Here is a 16,408-nt window from a genome sequence, read left to right as displayed (position 1 = left end):
CAGGCGCCGGCAAAGAGAGGGTTAAACCCTGCTTATGCCATGTGCAGTTTCACGTATTCGAAATCGCCCGGCTTGTTGTCGATGCCGACCTTTGGCGGCGAAATCCAGCTGGCGTATTTGCCCGGCTCGTAGACCGGTTTCATCAGCGACTGGATAAAGGCACCGTCTTCCTTGTTGGGCAGCCAGTCCTTGACCTTGGCGTCCCACTGCTCTTGCGAGATGATGTTGCCTTCGGGGTCGCAGCGCACTGCGGAGAATACGCCGATCTGGCGGTGGAAGCCTTCGTGCGGCAGCTTCATCTCGAATTCGATGCCGTGCTTTTCGATGATCTTGTTCCAGCGGCCCACGCCACCTGCGGCGTCTTTGACGTAATCGTCGCGCAGACGCATGTTGATCGCGGTCAGGGCGGGGACCTCTTCGGCGACGATCTGACCATCCTTGACGGTGCGTACCACGTAGGTGTCGTTGGTCAGCTTGTGGTCGTCTTTCAGGCGCATTTCCATGTAACGCCCCTTGATGCCCGAGTTGAAGGCATTGGCGGCGTTGGTGGAGACTTCCTGGCCAAAGAGATCAAGTGACAGCGTGTAGTGCAGGTTCAGCTTTTTCTGGATGGTGGGCAGGTCAATGACACCCAGATCGCGGATCTTGTTGATGTCATAGGGGTCGGTGATCCCGGCCTTGTTCATCGCTTCGCAGGTGGCCTGAATGGTCCGGCCCACACCGGTTTCGCCCACGAACATGTGGTGCGCCTCTTCGGTCAGCATGAAGCGGCAGGTGCGCGACAGCGGGTCAAAGCCCGATTGTGCCAGCGATTCCAGCTGCATCTTGCCGTCGCGGTCGGTGAAATAAGTGAACATGAAGAAGGACAACCAGTCCGGTGTTTCCTCGTTAAAGGCACCCAGCATCCGCGGCGCCTCTTCGGAGCCGGAGGAGCGGATCAGCAGCTCGTTCGCTTCTTCGCGGCCATCGCGGCCAAAGTATTTCTGCAGCAGGTAGACCATCGCCCAGAGATGGCGGCCTTCCTCGACGTTGACCTGGAACAGGTTGCGCATGTCATAGAGCGACGGCGCGGTGAGGCCGAGGAACCGCTGCTGCTCGACCGAGCCCGGCTCAGTATCGCCCTGAATGACGATCAGGCGCTTCAGCATGTTGCGGTATTCGCCCGGAACCTCCTGCCAAGCAGGTTCGCCATAGTGTTCGCCCATCGGGATGGTGCGGCCTTCGACCTGCGGCGCCAGCAGCACGCCCCAGCGGTATTCCGGCATCTTCACGTAGTCGAATTTGGCCCAGCCTTTGGGGTCGACCGAAACCGCGGTGCGCAGGTAGACCATCGATTCCTGAAAGTTCTGCGGGATCAGGTCGTTCCACCAGTTGATGTAACCGGGGTGCCATTTTTCCAGCGCCTTCAGCACCTTCTTATCGCTGGACAGGCCAACGTTGTTGGGAATCTGGGTGTCATAGCTGACATTGATGAGATCAAGCATATCGTTCCTCCGTCACGCGGCGCCGCCTTGGGCTACCGCTGTATTTCCTGGTTACACGCGTTCCATGTTGTATTCGCCGCGCTGGCCGGTGCCGTAGCGCTGCAGGGCGCCATCGCTGCCCACCGCGTTGGGGCGCTGGAAGATCCAGTTCTGCCAGGCGGTCAGGCGGCCAAAGATACGGGTTTCCATCGTCTCGGGCCCGGCAAAGCGCAGGTTGGCCTCCATGCCGGTCATCGCATCGGGGCTGAAGCTGGCGCGTTCCTCAAGGAAGATGCGCACCTCGTCCTCCCAGTCGATATCGTCAAAGGCATAGGTCACAAGGCCCAGCTCTTCGGCCTGATCGGCCTCAAGCGGCTCACCGATATGATCGCGCAGCGCCTCGACCGACTCGGGGGTGCCGAGGAACCGGGTCTGAAGCCGCGTCAGGTCGTTGCCCATCGGATAGGTGCCAAAGTTCCCTTCGCTGAGCGTGATGGCGGCCAGCGGGCGATTGTCGCCTTCGAATTCTTCCAGCATCATGTAGGAGCGGTCGACGGCCCACAGCAGTTCCGCCAGCGGCCCGGCAAAGCAGGAGCCGTGTTCGACCACGGCCACCAGCGAGCGCGAGGTCATGTCGACGCGTTTCAGCAGGCGCTTCCAGTACATCAGGATTTCATTGGCCAGCCAGTGATCGCGGTTGTTCAGCAGCAGCGCTTCATGCGCCAGCAGTTTTTCGGCGTCGCCTTGGGTCTGGAACACCACGGTGCCGACTTCGCGTTCATTGAGGCGCAGGTGCAGGATGGCATCGTCCAGCTCACGCGCCAGACGCAGCAGGTAGGTCTGATCGCCTTCGGCCTGGAGCGCAGCGGTATCTGCCGGGGCATCGCCATCGGGGCCTTTCAGGGTCACGGTGGCACGGCCGCCTTTGCGGTCGATTTCGACCTCGACCAGCGTATAGGTGATCGAATCTTCGCCAAAGCTGCGGGTGATCGGACCCAGGGTGATACCGGTCAGCCCGTCTGCCTTACTGCTGGCAGCAGCAAATTCCTGGGCGCGTTGGGCAACGGTGTCGGCGAATTTCGAATTCGGTACCACCTCATCCACCAGACGCCAGTCAACGGCGCGCTGGCCTTTGACGCCTTCTTCGACCGAGCAGAAGATATCGGCCAGATCGCGGCGCACCTTGCGTTTGTCGGTGACGCGGGTCAGCCCGCCGGTGCCGGGCAGAACCGCCAGCAGCGGCACTTCGGGCAGGGCGACAGAGGAGGCGCTGTCATTGGTCAGCATGATGTAGTTGCAGGCGAGGGCCAGTTCATAGCCACCACCGGCGCAGGCGCCCTGAACGGCGGCAATGTATTTCTGACCCGAATCCGCCTCGGCGGCCTCGTAGGTGTTGCGGGTCTCGTTGGTGAATTTACAGAAGTTCACCTTGTGGGCGTGGCTGGCGCCGCCCAGCATACGGATATTGGCGCCAGCGCAGAATACCTTGTCCTTGCCCGAGCGCATGATCACCACCTTGACCTCGGGGTGTTCGAACCGCATCCGCTGCACGACGTCGGACAGCTCGATGTCGACGCCCAGATCGTAGGAATTGAGCTTCAGCTGGTAGCCGTCGAACAGCCCGCCGTCTTCGTCCACATCCATGTAGAGGTTTGCGATGGGGCCATCATACTCCACCCGCCAGTGGCGATACTTCGAAGGGTCGGTTTGAAAATCGATTGCCTGGGGCATGTCGCGCTCCTGAGTTCTGTTGTGAGTAACCTACCGCAGCTTTGCAGGCTGGCAAAGGAAAAGATGCATAATAATGCCTTCTTTCGGCATAATAATGCAGAATATTGCGGTGTGATTGCGGAATATCCGCTTTGAAAATGCATTATAGTGCACTTTTTGTGGTGTTCTCGGTCTGGCGGCGAAGGTCCAGCAGCTGCGCCCGAATCTGATCCTCCTGCAGGTCTGCGGTGATCCACAGCGCCCCTGGCAGGTCGGTCATCTGCGCGTCGGCGATATCGCAGAGCCGCTGCACCGCGCGCGGGCGCTGCATCTTCTGCTTCAGCGCTGCATTCGCGAGCTGGATCATCCCCTGCACTAGTCGTCGTTCGGCCGAGGGATCAGGCAGGGCCATCCAGACCGCTTCCCAGACCTCATGTGCTTCCCAGAAATAACCGGTCCGGAAATACTGACATCCGGCACGCCAGGCGTCTGACGCGAAAACAGCCCCAAGGGGCTGTTCCGGTCTTGCTGTCTCGCAGATCGCATCGAAGGTGCCTTCCGGATGCCGGGGCGTCTGGCCCGGGATATGGGCGTGCGGCGGATCCGGAAAACGGGCCATGTCAGGCGGTTTCGACCTCGGCGGCCTCGATCCGGGCCAGACGGCTGGTGAATTCGGCGACCGCGTCGATGACCTTTTGTGGCTGGTCCTGTTGTGGGCTGTGGCGACAATCCTCCAGCACCAGCATATCGCAGGGGCAATAGGTGCGTTCCTCGATCACCTCGACCTGGGCGAGGGTGCCGTATTGGTCCTCGCGGCCCTGAATGGCCAGAACCGGCACCCGCAGATAGTCGATCACATCTGCAACGTCCCAGTCACGGAAGCCTTCGTCGAGCCAAACATCGTTCCATCCACGGAAGGCGCCTTCGGGGTCCTTATGATATTTCGCCAGCTTCTCTTTCAGATCGCCGCTGTCATAAGCCTCTTTCGCCTTGGCGATTTCCGCAAGGCCGCCCGGTTCGGTGAAGAAATGCGGGGCCATCAGGATCAGCCCGCGCACCCGGTGATCCAGCACGCTGCCGCCGTAGATCGCCGCGATGGTGGCGCCGTCGCTGTGGCCCATCAGCACGCCATGCTCCAGACCGATGGTATCCAGCAGCCCGGGCAGCACGTCCTTTGCCTCGCGGGTCATGAAATCGAGCGGCCGGGGCAAGGTCACCGGATCGGACTGGCCATAGCCCTGGCGGGAATAGACAAAGACACCCCAACCGGTGGCCGCAGCCAGTTTTTCGGGGAAATCGCGCCACAGCGCCACGCAGCCCAGCCCTTCGTGCAGCAGCACTAGGGTTGGAGCCTGATCCGGCGCAGGCCCATGGCAGGCATATTCCAGATTGGCACCGCCTGCCGTGACCGTGCCACTTCCACCCCATTCAAACGCCATCATGCATCCTCCCGCAATTTGAAGCGCTGGATCTTGCCGGTTGCCGTCTTGGGCAGGTCGTCGGCATAGACGATCCAGCGCGGATATTTCCACTTGCCGACCTTTTCCTTCACAAACGCCTTGAGATCGGCGGTCAGTGCGTCGTTCCCGGTCCCGTCCTTCAGCACGATATGGGCCTTTGGTTTTTCCAGACCCTCCTCGTCGCGGGCGGGCACAACGGCAGCTTCCAGCACGGCGGGATGGGCGACCAGCGCCTGTTCCAGCTCAAACGGAGACAGCCAGATCCCGGAGACCTTGAACATATCATCGGTACGGCCACAGTAGATGAAACGCCCGTCCTCGCCACGTTCGTATTTGTCGCCGGTGCGGGTCCATTCGCCTTCGAAGGTACTGCGGCTCTTGCCGCGTTGGTTCCAGTACCCTTCGGCGGCCGAGGCACCGCGCACCAGAAGTTCGCCAATGCCGCCTGCGGGCACCTCCTCGTCGTTCTCGTCCACCAGCCGCAGTTCGTACCCCGGCACCGCCACGCCTGAGGTGCCATAGACCACATCGCCCGGCGCATTCGACAGGAAGATATGCAGCATCTCGGTCGATCCGACACCATCGAGGATTTCGACGCCCCATATGTCTTCCCATTTGCGGCCGACCTCTTCGGGCAGGGCCTCACCTGCGGAAATGCAGCGGCGCAGGGGCGCGTCTGGTTTCTCGGCGGTTTCCAGTGCCGCTACCGTGGCCGCATAAAGCGTCGGCACACCGCAATAGAGGGTTGGCTTTTCTGAATCGAGGATCGACAGCACCGAGTCCGGTGTCGGACGGCCATCGAACAGGATGGTGGTGGCGCCCGCCGACAGGGGGAAGGTCATGCCATTGCCCAGCCCATAGGCGAAGAACAGTTTTGCCGCCGAGAAGATCACATCGTCCTCGGCCACCTGAAGCACCTGCGCGCCATAGGTGTCGGCGGTAGCGGCCAGCGCCCCATGCACATGGCGCACGCCCTTGGGTTGCCCGGTGGAGCCAGAGGAATAGAGCCAAAAGGCGGTTTCATCGGGGCAGCAGGCCACGGCCTCCATCGGCTCTGCCCCGGCAAGGAAATCCTCGAAACTGTTGCAGCCCTCCGGCGTTTCGCCGCCGATCACCACGACGCGCTGCAGATCCGGGCAGGCAGCGACGGCGGGCTCTACCACCGGCCAGAGTTCGGCGCTGACAAACAGGATGGTGGCGCGGCTGTCTTTAAGGATGACCTCGTAAACCGAGGTGGACAGCAGGGTGTTGAGCGGCACCGGCACGACACCGGCCTTGAGCGCGCCCCAGAAGATCTGCGGGAATTCGATCTGATCCAGCACGAGCATGGCGGCGCGGGATTCGCGGGCTATGCCCGCCCGGCGCAGGGCGCCTGCCATCCGGTCCGAGCTTTCGGCCAGATCGCCATAGGTAAGCTGCCGCTGCGCGCCGGCGGCCTCCCGGAAGGCCACCTTGTCCGGGCGCTCGCTCCGGTGGCGATCCACAAAATATCCTGCCGCATTGCCGCTGGGTGTCATCCTCGCTCCTCCCTGATGTGCCGCGGAAGGCGCGGGGCGCTCCGGCGGCCTGCGCGGCCCTCCCCGGCGGCGCAGTCGTGTTCTGGGACGGATTAATGCACCGGTCGCAAAATAATGCAACATATCGCTGCAATAAACTGCACTATTTTGCACATATTTCCGCTGATGAAGGTCCGAGGCGGGCCGGTCTGGTGGCTCGCAGACAAAAAATCCCCCCGCCAGAGGTCTGACGGGGGGATCAATTGCAGGGGGTCGTCGGACCTGATGGTCAGTGCAGCAGCATCAGCGGCAGCAGCGTGATGATCGGGAAGGCGACCAGGATAATCACCCGGATGATGTCCGATGCCACAAAGAACATCACAGCCTTGTAGGTGTCGACCATGCGGGTGGTCCGGTCCATCGCGTTGATAATGAACAGGTTCATGCCCACAGGCGGAGTGATCAGGCCAACCTCGACCACGATCAGAACCAGAATGCCGAACCAGATGGCGACGTATTCCGATTCGATCCGGTTGACGCGGCCTTCGGTAACGCGGATGCCCAGTTCCTTCATCTGCTCGCGGGTCAGTTCCATGCCGTTGGCGATGGCTTCCTGTATCGAGGCTAGCATTTCAGCCCCCATGCCATCCGGCACCCCGTTGCGCAGCACCTCCATCGCTGCATCCGCCTGCATCGCGGGCAGGGACAACAGGCCGAAGTCCATCACCGAGATCACCGGGAAGAAGATCGGAATGGTCAGCAGAATCATCGACAGGCTGTCCATCAGGCACCCAAAGACTAGGTAGAAGGCCAGGATCAGCGCCAGAACCATCCATGGGCTCAGCCCCTGGCTGACGACGAAATCTGCCAGTTCCTGTGGTACCTTGGTGAGGGCGAGGAAGCCGTTGTAGAAACCGGCGCCCAGCACGATGAAGAAGATCATCGCGGTAGAGCGGGCGGTGACGATGAAGCTGTCGACCATGGTTTCACGGTTCAGGCCGCCATTCAGCCAGGCGATGAACCCGGTGCCGAATGCACCCACAGCCGCACCTTCGGTTGGGGTGAACCAACCGGCGTAGATGCCGCCCACCACAAGGCCAAAGACCAGCAGAACCGGCCAGACCTTGACCAGGTTTTCCATCCGTTCCGCCCAGGGAACCGAGGGGCGGGTGCCCGCGCTTTCGGGGAACATGCGCACATAGATCGAAATCGCGATGACATATCCAACCGCGGCGAGGATGCCGGGAATGAAGGCTGCGAGGAACAGCTTGGCGATATTCTGCTCGGTCAGGATGGCATAGATCACCAGCACCACCGAAGGCGGGATCAGGATGCCCAGGGTGCCGCCCGCCGCCAGTGTTGCGGTCGAGAAGCCACCGGCATAGCCGTATTCCTTCAGCTCGGGCAGGGCGACGCGGCCCATGGTTGCCGCCGTGGCCAGCGAGGAGCCGCAGATGGCGCCAAAGCCGGCGCAGGCCCCGATCGAGGCCATGGCGACGCCGCCTTTCTTGTGGCCAAGGAAACTGGCGGCCGCCCTGAACAGGGCCGACGACATGCCGCCCAGCGTTGCGAAATGCCCCATCAGCAGGAACATCGGCACGATAGTCAGCGAATAAGAGGAAAAGGTCGAGTAGGTCTCGCTTTTCAGTCGGCCAAAGGCAACCTGGGTTCCGTCGGTGACCAGGATCAACCCGACCAGGCCCACCAGGAACATCGAAAGCCCGATGGGAACCCGAAGGAAGATCAGGATCATCAGGATGGGGAATGAGGATATTCCGATTTCAAGAGCTGTCACTGCTCACCCTCCACACCGTCCCACAGCTCAATGCGGCCGGTCATAAATTCGGTTGTACGCACGATCGCGACATAGATCGCCACCACAGCAGCCATGCTGGAGGCGAAGAGGCTGGCGGCATAGGCCCACCAGGTAGGAAACTCGAGCAGGAACGACGTCTCGCCATTGTAGTACTTGCCGACCATGCCGGCGCCGAGCCGTTCTGTGATCAGGGCGAGAACCCCCGCGAACAGGATCGCGACCACCATGCGCAGGAACCGGTTCACCTTGACGGGAAAGGCGTTTGCCACAACGTCGACCGAGGCATGGCCCGATGTGATCTGGCACAGTGGGATAAACGCGAAGATGGCGAATGCCACGCCGGCCTCTACCAGTTCGAAGTCCCCGTTGATTGGTCCGATGTAGTTGATCAGCCAGTCTGACAGCGCAGGAGCGAGCCCTTGCATGAGGCTTCCGTGCAGCACGCCGTTCAGCAGGCGGCCGATGATCGAAAGGCAGGTCAGGATGATCAGGAGAACGAGGACCATACCGCCCAATATGGCCATCTTCCTGGCCAACCCCATCATGAGCTTTTGCATGGTGTTTACCCTTTTCTGAGTACGCAAAGGGCCGCGGCACGGGTGCGCTGCGGCCCTTTGACTATGCTACCGCTTACTTCACGTATTGCGGTGTGTATTTTTCGATCAGGTAGGTTGCTTCTTCCAGCAGGGCCTGCCCGTCGATGCCTTTTTCAGTCATGTCGGCCAGCCATTTGTTGTAGATCGGCTGAGCCAGCGCGCGCCACTCGTCGGTCTGTTCCTGGCTGAGGGTGATGACGTTGTTGCCGTTGTCCAGCGCGAATTCGCGGGCCGGGCCGTCGGAATCTGCTTGGGTGCCGCCGGCGAAGACGGAGAACTCCAGACCGGAGTTGTCGTCGATGGCCTTCTTCAGATCATCGGGCAGGCTTTCATACTTGTCCTTGTTCATCGCCAGAACGAAGGTCAGGGTATAAAGCGCCTTGCCGGTGAATTCGGTGTGGTTCTCGACCAGTTCCGGAACTTTCAGAGCGGTGGTGACTTCCCACGGGATGGTGGTGCCGTCGATCACGCCTTTGGACAGGCCTTCGGGGATCGCGGGAACCGGCATGCCGACGGGGGTTGCGCCCAGTTCGGTCAGCAGCGCGTTGACCGAGCGGGAACCGCCACGGATCTTCATGCCCTGCAGGTCGGCGGGGGTTTCAACCGGATCCGTGGTGTGGATCATACCGGGGCCGTGCACCCAGGTGCCCAGGATGTGGACGTCCTTGAACTCGGTGTCCTTCATGTGGCGTTCGAACATTTCCCAATAAGCGTGCGAGGTGGCACGCGCGTTGGTCATCATGAAGGGCAGTTCGAAGACTTCGGTCGACGGGAAGCGGCCCGGCGTGTAGCCGACCACGGTCCAGACGATGTCGGCAACGCCGTCGATGGCCTGGTCCATCAGTTCCGGCGGCTTGCCGCCCAGCTGCATGGAGGGATAGCGGTCGATCTTGATACGGCCATTCGAGGAGGCCTCAACGTTGTCGGCCCAGACATCCAGAACCAGTTTCGGCACATTTGCCTGCGCCGGCAGGAATTGGTGCAGCTTCAGCGTTACCTCCTGCGCGAAGGCGGATGTGGCGCATACTGCGGCAATGGCCGCCGCGCCTGCTGCGCCAAGAATCTTTCTGCGAGTGGTCATGTGATTCCTCCCTTTGACCCTACTTCCAAGCAACATAATGCAGGCAACTAACATTATTGCAATATATTGCCTATTTTCTTTCTGTTTTGGTCCCCTCCACACCCCTGCGGATCACAAAACAAACTTCGCTGACCTCCTGCTATTTGGTGCATTTGTAACCATCAACAGCAGATCATGCATTTTTCACTCATGAATTGGCTGGTCCCAAATCAGCGCTCAGACTCGTTTAGAAAATGTTACAAGATTTCCATATCTGAGCCGTACCGGATACATTCCAGCATTTCATTTCGTGAAGATCAATCACTGATTGGCGCAGGAGCCATGAAAAAAGACATTTCGGCGGATCGCTGCCTTGCCGCTGCGGTCGCAACCCTCCCTATCGCTGCGCAGGACTGTGGTACGCTTTGCGCACAGCCCTGTAATTGATAGGGCCAAGGCGCCGGGATCAGGAATGGACCCAGCGCACATATTCTTGACGGTTTCGAACCTTCGGGGCGGCTCTATGGCCCTTTGATCTTATTCAGCGGCGCTGAGGGTCAGTTCGACCTGGCTCAACCCGTCGATTCCGCCAGTCATCGACTGTTCGGATGTTACCGCTCCCACTCCTGCTGGGGTGCCGGTGAGGATCAGATCGCCCGGCCGCAGGTGGTAATAACCCGACAAGTGGCAGAGGATGTCCTCGACCGACCAGATCATCTCATCCAGGCTGGCATCCTGACGTATTTCACCGTCGACGCTAAGCCAGATCCGCTTGCCCGCTGGGCCGTCCCAGTCAGCGCTGCGGGTCAGGGGGGCGAAAACCGTGCCTTGCTCCAGATCCTTGCCCAGATCCCAGGGGCGCCGTTTGTCCTTTGCCTGCCCCTGCAGATCCCGGCGCGTCATGTCCAGCGCGCTGCCATAGCCATAAACCGCTGTGCGGGCCTCTTCCGGCGTGGCGCGGAACAGCGGCGCGCCGATGGCCACGGCCAGCTCCATCTCGTGGTGGAAATCAGAGGTGCCAAGCGGGTAGGGCACGGTAGCGCCGGTCAGAATCGCATTGGCTGCGGATTTGGTGAAGTAAAAGGGCGCTTCGCGGTCGACCTCATTGCCCATCTCGGCAGCATGTGCGGCGTAGTTGCGCCCGACGCAGAAGATACGCCCGATGGGATAGGTGCGGTCCTCTCCCAGAACCGGGATCGTAGCGGTTTCGGGCAGGGTAAACAGGGTATCGGTCATCTCGGGCGCTCCTGATGGTCACGGGCTGGGCTGTGGTATCGTGATGGATGCCTAGCACAGGAAAACCCGTCTCGCAGCCCCGCACGGACCGATCACGGACAGCGACAGATCAGAGGCGCTCGGGGCCAAGATACTACAACAATTTCAGGAGAATGATATGGTGCCCAGAAGAGGACTCGAACCTCCACGTCCATACGGACACTAGCACCTGAAGCTAGCGCGTCTACCAATTCCGCCATCTGGGCACGGGTTGGTGAGGGGCCGTATAAGCAGAGTCGCGCGGGGCGTCAAACTCAAAATGCGCCCAATGTCACAAATTTTTTGTGCGGGGATGGCTGCTGCCGATGTCCCGCGAATTCAGGCGGTTGATGGGGCCTTTCTGGCTGGACCGTTGCAATAGCCGACCGGGTGGGTGATTTTTCCCGTGCAATTTGATCCTGCGCAAAGTCAGCGCGCGCCTGAGCGGCAAAAAGGCGGTATGACACAGATTGACCGCCTTGCCGCCCTTGGCCTGTTCGACAGCCGGGTGCCCCGCTACACCTCCTACCCGACCGCTCCGGTCTTTTCTTCCGCCGTGGGTGCGGCGGAACAGGTCGGGCATCTTGATGCGCTTGATCCGGCGGTTCCGGTTTCGGTGTATCTGCATATCCCGTTCTGCGAGCGGCTGTGCTGGTTCTGCGCTTGCCGGACCCAGGGCACCCGTCGGCCCGAGCCGGTGGAAAGCTATGTCGAAACGCTGGAGGCCGAGCTGAAGCTGGTCGCGCCGCATCTGCCCGCGGGGCTGCAGATGGGGCGGTTGCACTGGGGCGGTGGCACGCCGACCATCCTGCCGCCAGCGCTGATCCACAGGCTGGCCCAGGCGGTCAAGGCGGTCTTCCCGCCGACGCCGGACTGGGAGTTCTCGGTCGAGATCGACCCGACGCTGGTGGACCGGGACAAGATCGCGGCGTTGGCCGAAGAAGGCATGAACCGGGCCAGTATCGGTATTCAGGATTTCAATCCCGAGGTGCAGGCCGCCATTGGCCGGGAACAGCCCTATGAGGTGACGCGCGCCTGTGTCGAGGATCTGCGGGAGGCGGGGATCACCTCGCTCAATGCCGATCTGGTCTACGGCCTGCCATATCAGGACGCCGCGCGACTGAAGGATACGGTTGAAAAGGTGCTGAGCCTTGCACCGGACCGGATCGCGCTGTTCGGCTATGCCCATGTGCCCTGGATGGCCAAACGTCAGGAGCTGATCGACGAATCCGCCCTGCCGGGAGACGCCGAACGCTATGATCTGGCCTGCGCGGCTGCGGATCAGTTCCGCGCCGCTGGTTATGAAACGATTGGTATCGACCATTTTGCTCTGCCCGAGGACGGTTTGGCCAAGGCGGCCAAAAGCGGCCACCTGCGGCGCAATTTCCAAGGCTATACCGATGACCGGTGCCCGACGCTGATCGGGTTGGGTGCCTCTTCGATTTCGCGTTTTGCCGGGGGATATGTGCAGAACGCCGCTGCGACCCCTGCCTATGTGGAGCGGATCGAAAAGGGGCAGCTCGCCGGGGCGCGGGGCCATGAGATGAGCGAAGAGGACCACCTGCGTGGTCGCGCCATCGAGATGATCATGTGTGATTTCCGTCTCGACCGCGCGGCGCTGGAGCGAGAATTCGGTGATCTGTCGCGCAGTATCGATCCCGATCTGGTCGCCGTTCAGGCCCGGTTCGGGGACCTAGTGACACTTGATGGCAAGGCGCTGGAGATCCGCCCCGAAGGACGCGCCCTGACCCGGCTGATCGCCAGCCATTTCGATGCGCATAAACCCGAAGGCGCCCGCTACAGCCGCGCCTCCTGAGCCGCGTGCACCGGGATTTTTGTGGCCCCGGCGACAGCAGCCTCGTTAGCGGGGCATCGGGTTGCGCGCCTTGTTGTAGGCCGTCCAGTCGGTGATTTCCGGATAATACATCTGGCGCCAGTGGCGTACGCGCGGGTTCATCACCCGGCGCCAAAGGGGCGGGATCATCGCCGCCACCGTCATCACCGGATAGCCATAGGGCAGTTGCGGCGCGTCTGCCTCGGTATAGTTCTGGAGCAGCGGGAAGCGCCGGTCGGGTTTATAGTGGTGATCGGAATGGCGTTGCAGATTGATCAGCAGCCAGTTTGACGCCTTATGCGCAGCGTTCCAGGAATGGCAGGGGCGCACCGGTTCGTATTTGCCGCCTCCCAGATGTTTGCGGGTCAGCCCGTAGTGTTCGACGTAATTGACGAGCTCCAGCTGCCAGATGGCGACGCCCGCCTGCACCAAAAACAGCACCAATCCGCCAAACCCGCCCAGCAGAACCGCCAGCACCAGCATGGCCGCCTGTAGCGCCCAGTAGCGGAAGAACGGATTGGCCGGATCGCTCCAGGGGCGGTCTTTTTTGGCCAGTTTTTCCTTTTCGGCGCGAAAAGCGGATTGCCAGCATTGCCGCAGCACCCGGGGATAAAAGCGGTGGAAACCTTCGTTGTAGCGCGCCGTGACAGGATCGCGCGGCGTGCCGACATAGCGGTGATGCACCAGCAGGTGTTCGGAGCGGAAATGCGAGTAGAGCACCATCGCCAGCAGGATATCGGCCAGCCAGCGTTCCGCCCTGCTGCGCTGGTGCATCAGCTCGTGACTGTAGTTGATGCCCACGGTGCCGCTGACCACGCCCATGCCAAAGAAGATGCCGAATTTTTCCAGCCCGTTCAGCGTTTCACTGCCCGCCACGTAGAAGATCAGGCCAAACAGCGTCAGGAACTGGATCGGCACCCAGGCGATGGTCAGCATGCTGTACCAGCGCAGATCCTCCTCGGGCGTCATCGGGTCGGCATTGTCGAGGTTGAGGCCGAAAACCCCGTCGAGCACGGCAAAGAGATACCATGTCACCAGCGGCGTCAGCAGTACCCACCAGCCACCCATGATAGCGGAAAACCACAACAGCGGCACCAGCAGGAAGGACAGCCAGAACGGCAGGGCCGATTGCCAGCGGCTCAGGGTTTCCGGGGCGATCTTGGCGGCGATCATCGTGAGCACTCCCAAAGTATGGCGCGATGGGAAAACCCTATGCCGGGTCCGGCCCAAACCCAAGAGGTCGAATGGCCTCAGTCGCCGCCGGTCTGCCCGCCACGCCACAGGTCAAAGGCCTTGCGCATCGCCGTCGGCAGGTCCGAGGGGCGGAACGCGTGTCGGGTGATGATCTCCTGTTGCTCGGCGGGTGCAAACCCCTCAGGCAGCTCTGCCACCATCACCCGCAGGATCAGGTGGAAATGGGTGAAGGTATGGCGCACCTCGGCGCCGAGATCCTGCCAATCCGCGTCAAACGGCGGCGCAGGCTGGGGCGACTCGCCCCATTCCGGGCCGGGCCAGCCCAGCATCCCGCCCAAAAGCCCCTTGTCCGGTCGCCGCTCCAGCAGCCAGTCCCCGGCGCTGCTGCGCGCCAGATAGACGATGCCGTGACGGGTGGGTTTGGCTTTCTTCGGTGTCTTCTTTGGCAATTCAGGCGCGGTGCCTGCGATTCGCGCAGCGCAGGGCTCCCGCCAGGGGCAGATGCCGCAGGCGGGCGATTTCGGGGTGCAGATGGTGGCGCCCAGATCCATCACCGCCTGTGCATAGCAGCCGGGACGGACCTCAGGGGTCAGCTCGGCGGCGCGGTCCTTCAGCAGCGGTTTTGATCCCGGCAGCGGCTCGTGAATATCATGCAGCCGCGCCATCACCCGCTCCACATTGCCATCCAGAACGGTTTCGGGGCGGTCGAATGCGATCGAGGCGATGGCCGCCGCCGTATAGGGGCCGATCCCCGGCAGTTTCAGCAGCGCCTCATAGCTGTCGGGAAAGGTGCCATCCAGCTCCTGCGCCACCACCCGGGCGCATTTCAGCAGGTTGCGGGCGCGGGCGTAGTAGCCAAGGCCCGCCCATTCCGCCATTACGTCGGCATCCTCGGCCGCGGCAAGGTCCTCGACCCGGGGCCAGCGGGCGGTGAAGCGCTGAAAATAGTCGGTCACGGCGGCCACGGTGGTCTGCTGCAACATCACCTCGCTCAGCCAGACACGATAGGGGTCGGGCCGCACCCCGGCGGCGCGGTCTGCCGGGCCGGTGCGCCAGGGCATGTCCCGCGCCTGCCGGTCGTACCAGTCCAGGATATCGCGGCTGAGCCCGCCTGGATCCGCATTCAGATCACGCATAGTTTACTCCCGGTTCCTGCCTTTTTCTGGCCCCTGCAAACGGACCCTTTACAATAGGGCGGTCAGTCACGCAAAACCACAGTTATGGCATTCAGGCGCAGCAGCACACGCGGGTTCGCACGGACTTCCAAGCTTTTGAACGACCAGATCCGCAAGGCTGGCGAAAGTCGGGGCTTTGCGGTGTCGCGCCTTTTGACCCATTGGGAAGAGATCGTCGGGGCCGATCTGGCGGCAATGGCCCGGCCGGTCAAGGTTGGCTATGGCCGCAGTTCTTTCGGAGCAACGCTGACGGTGCTGACCACCGGGGCCAATGCGCCGATGCTTGAGATGCAGAAGGAACGGCTGCGCGAAAAGGTGAACGCGGTCTATGGCTACAATGCGATTTCCAAGGTGCTGATCACCCAGACCGCGCCGATCGGGTTTTCCGACGGTCAGGTCTCGTTCAAATACGCACCCAAGGAAAACACCCCGCTGCGGCCTGATCCACAGGCCGTATCCGAGGCCGCCGCGGCGGCCGAAGGGGTGGGAAACGAAGAGTTGCGCGCCGCGCTGGAACGGCTGGGGCGCAACGTTCTGACAAAACAGAAAACAATTCGAAAGGGGTATGAATGACCCGTCTTATGTCTGGTGTCTTTGCCGTGGTGGCTGTCGCTGCCGGCGCCTATGCCATCTCTGGGCTGAGTGGCCAAAACCGGCTGCCCGAAAACCCGCTGATCGGGGCCGCCTATGCCCAGGACGCGGAGGTCGATACCTCGACCATCACCGAAATGGTGCAGGGCGCCGAGGACGCACCGGTGACCCTGATCGAATACGCTTCTTACACCTGCCCGCATTGTGCCAACTTCCACACGGGCCCCTACAAGAAGCTGAAAGAGGAATATATCGACACCGGCAAGGTGAAGTTCATCTACCGCGAGGTCTACTTTGACCGCTATGGTCTCTGGGCTTCGATGATCGCGCGCTGCGCCGGTCCCGAGAAATTCTTTGGCATGACCGATCTGATCTTCAAGGAGCAGTCCGACTGGGCCCGTGCCGGTGGCGCCACCGAGATCGTCGATGCGCTGCGCAAGATCGGTCGCCTCGCCGGGCTAGAGAACGATCAGCTGGAAGCCTGCCTGCAGGATGGCACCAAGGCGCAGACTCTGGTGACCTGGTATCAGGAAAACGCCGAAGAGCATAACGTGACCGCGACGCCGTCCTTCGTGCTGAACGGCAAGAAGATCGAGAACCAGTCCTATGACTCCTTCAAGGCGCTGATCGACGCCGAACTGGAAGGCTGATCCCCCTTCCGGATCCACGCAAACAGAAAACCCGGTCCAATGTGGCCGGGTTTTTCATTGGTCATATCAGAAGATCACGTTGATCCGCTGTGAGCCCATATTGACTTGC

Annotated in this window: 14 protein-coding genes and 1 tRNA gene; 3 read left to right on the top strand and 12 right to left on the bottom strand. The window is 61.5% G+C overall.

Annotation, left to right across the window (positions count from 1 at the left end):
• Positions 1-32 precede the first annotated feature (32 nt).
• From boxB to C6W91_RS02165, 10 genes are all read right to left on the bottom strand, one after another.
• Complete coding sequence (gene boxB, locus C6W91_RS02210; protein ID WP_065271891.1) at positions 33-1,484, bottom strand: benzoyl-CoA 2,3-epoxidase subunit BoxB; 1,452 nt, start codon at positions 1,482-1,484, stop codon at positions 33-35.
• Between the two features lie 51 nt (positions 1,485-1,535).
• Positions 1,536-3,194, bottom strand: coding sequence for a 2,3-epoxybenzoyl-CoA dihydrolase (gene boxC, locus C6W91_RS02205; protein WP_065271890.1), 1,659 nt, complete (start codon positions 3,192-3,194; stop codon positions 1,536-1,538).
• 142 nt (positions 3,195-3,336) lie between these two features.
• On the bottom strand, positions 3,337-3,792 hold the full coding sequence (locus C6W91_RS02200; protein WP_065271889.1) for a DUF309 domain-containing protein: 456 nt from the start codon (positions 3,790-3,792) through the stop codon (positions 3,337-3,339).
• 1 nt (position 3,793) lies between these two features.
• Positions 3,794-4,612 (bottom strand): alpha/beta fold hydrolase, encoded by an 819-nt coding sequence (locus tag C6W91_RS02195; RefSeq protein ID WP_065273633.1) that lies wholly within the window; start codon positions 4,610-4,612, stop codon positions 3,794-3,796.
• Entirely contained in the window at positions 4,612-6,150 is a 1,539-nt protein-coding gene (locus C6W91_RS02190; protein WP_065271888.1) for a benzoate-CoA ligase family protein, read from the bottom strand. The genes C6W91_RS02195 and C6W91_RS02190 overlap by 1 nt, the downstream gene beginning before the upstream one ends.
• 268 nt (positions 6,151-6,418) lie before the next feature.
• Positions 6,419-7,924 (bottom strand): TRAP transporter large permease, encoded by a 1,506-nt coding sequence (locus tag C6W91_RS02185; protein ID WP_065271887.1) that lies wholly within the window; start codon positions 7,922-7,924, stop codon positions 6,419-6,421.
• Complete coding sequence (locus C6W91_RS02180; protein WP_065271886.1) at positions 7,921-8,502, bottom strand: TRAP transporter small permease; 582 nt, start codon at positions 8,500-8,502, stop codon at positions 7,921-7,923. Before C6W91_RS02180 ends, C6W91_RS02185 begins: the two co-directional genes overlap by 4 nt.
• Before the next feature lie 73 nt (positions 8,503-8,575).
• A complete protein-coding gene (locus C6W91_RS02175) occupies positions 8,576-9,622 on the bottom strand; it encodes a TRAP transporter substrate-binding protein (RefSeq protein WP_065271885.1) in 1,047 nt (348 codons plus the stop codon).
• A gap of 516 nt (positions 9,623-10,138) precedes the next feature.
• Positions 10,139-10,837: a fumarylacetoacetate hydrolase family protein gene (locus C6W91_RS02170; RefSeq protein WP_274839814.1), complete on the bottom strand. Its 699-nt coding sequence runs from the start codon at positions 10,835-10,837 to the stop codon at positions 10,139-10,141.
• A 158-nt stretch (positions 10,838-10,995) separates the two neighbouring features.
• Positions 10,996-11,082, bottom strand: a tRNA-Leu gene (locus tag C6W91_RS02165).
• 233 nt (positions 11,083-11,315) lie between these two features.
• Between C6W91_RS02165 and hemN the strand changes: the two genes are divergently transcribed.
• A complete protein-coding gene (hemN, locus tag C6W91_RS02160; protein WP_065273632.1) occupies positions 11,316-12,671 on the top strand; it encodes an oxygen-independent coproporphyrinogen III oxidase in 1,356 nt (451 codons plus the stop codon).
• A gap of 45 nt (positions 12,672-12,716) precedes the next feature.
• On the opposite strand, the gene C6W91_RS02155 is transcribed toward hemN, so the two are convergent.
• Both C6W91_RS02155 and mutY read right to left on the bottom strand, forming a co-directional pair.
• Positions 12,717-13,862 (bottom strand): alkane 1-monooxygenase, encoded by a 1,146-nt coding sequence (locus tag C6W91_RS02155; protein ID WP_065271883.1) that lies wholly within the window; start codon positions 13,860-13,862, stop codon positions 12,717-12,719.
• A 77-nt stretch (positions 13,863-13,939) separates the two neighbouring features.
• On the bottom strand, positions 13,940-15,019 hold the full coding sequence (gene mutY / locus C6W91_RS02150) for an A/G-specific adenine glycosylase (RefSeq protein ID WP_065271882.1): 1,080 nt from the start codon (positions 15,017-15,019) through the stop codon (positions 13,940-13,942).
• An 84-nt stretch (positions 15,020-15,103) separates the two neighbouring features.
• Here mutY and C6W91_RS02145 point away from each other — a divergent pair, with 84 nt between their 5' ends.
• A complete protein-coding gene (locus tag C6W91_RS02145) occupies positions 15,104-15,631 on the top strand; it encodes a DUF721 domain-containing protein (RefSeq protein WP_065271881.1) in 528 nt (175 codons plus the stop codon).
• Positions 15,628-16,299, top strand: a complete 672-nt coding sequence (locus tag C6W91_RS02140) for a DsbA family protein (protein WP_274839815.1) — start codon at positions 15,628-15,630, stop codon at positions 16,297-16,299. The genes C6W91_RS02145 and C6W91_RS02140 overlap by 4 nt, the downstream gene beginning before the upstream one ends.
• The last annotated feature ends 109 nt before the right edge of the window (positions 16,300-16,408 follow it).

Source organism: Phaeobacter sp. SYSU ZJ3003 (genome assembly GCF_041300735.1).
In the GTDB taxonomy this organism is placed as follows: domain Bacteria; phylum Pseudomonadota; class Alphaproteobacteria; order Rhodobacterales; family Rhodobacteraceae; genus Phycobacter; species Phycobacter gallaeciensis_A.
Note: the sequence above shows the minus strand (reverse complement) of the source record. Positions and strands in the feature narration are given on the sequence as shown.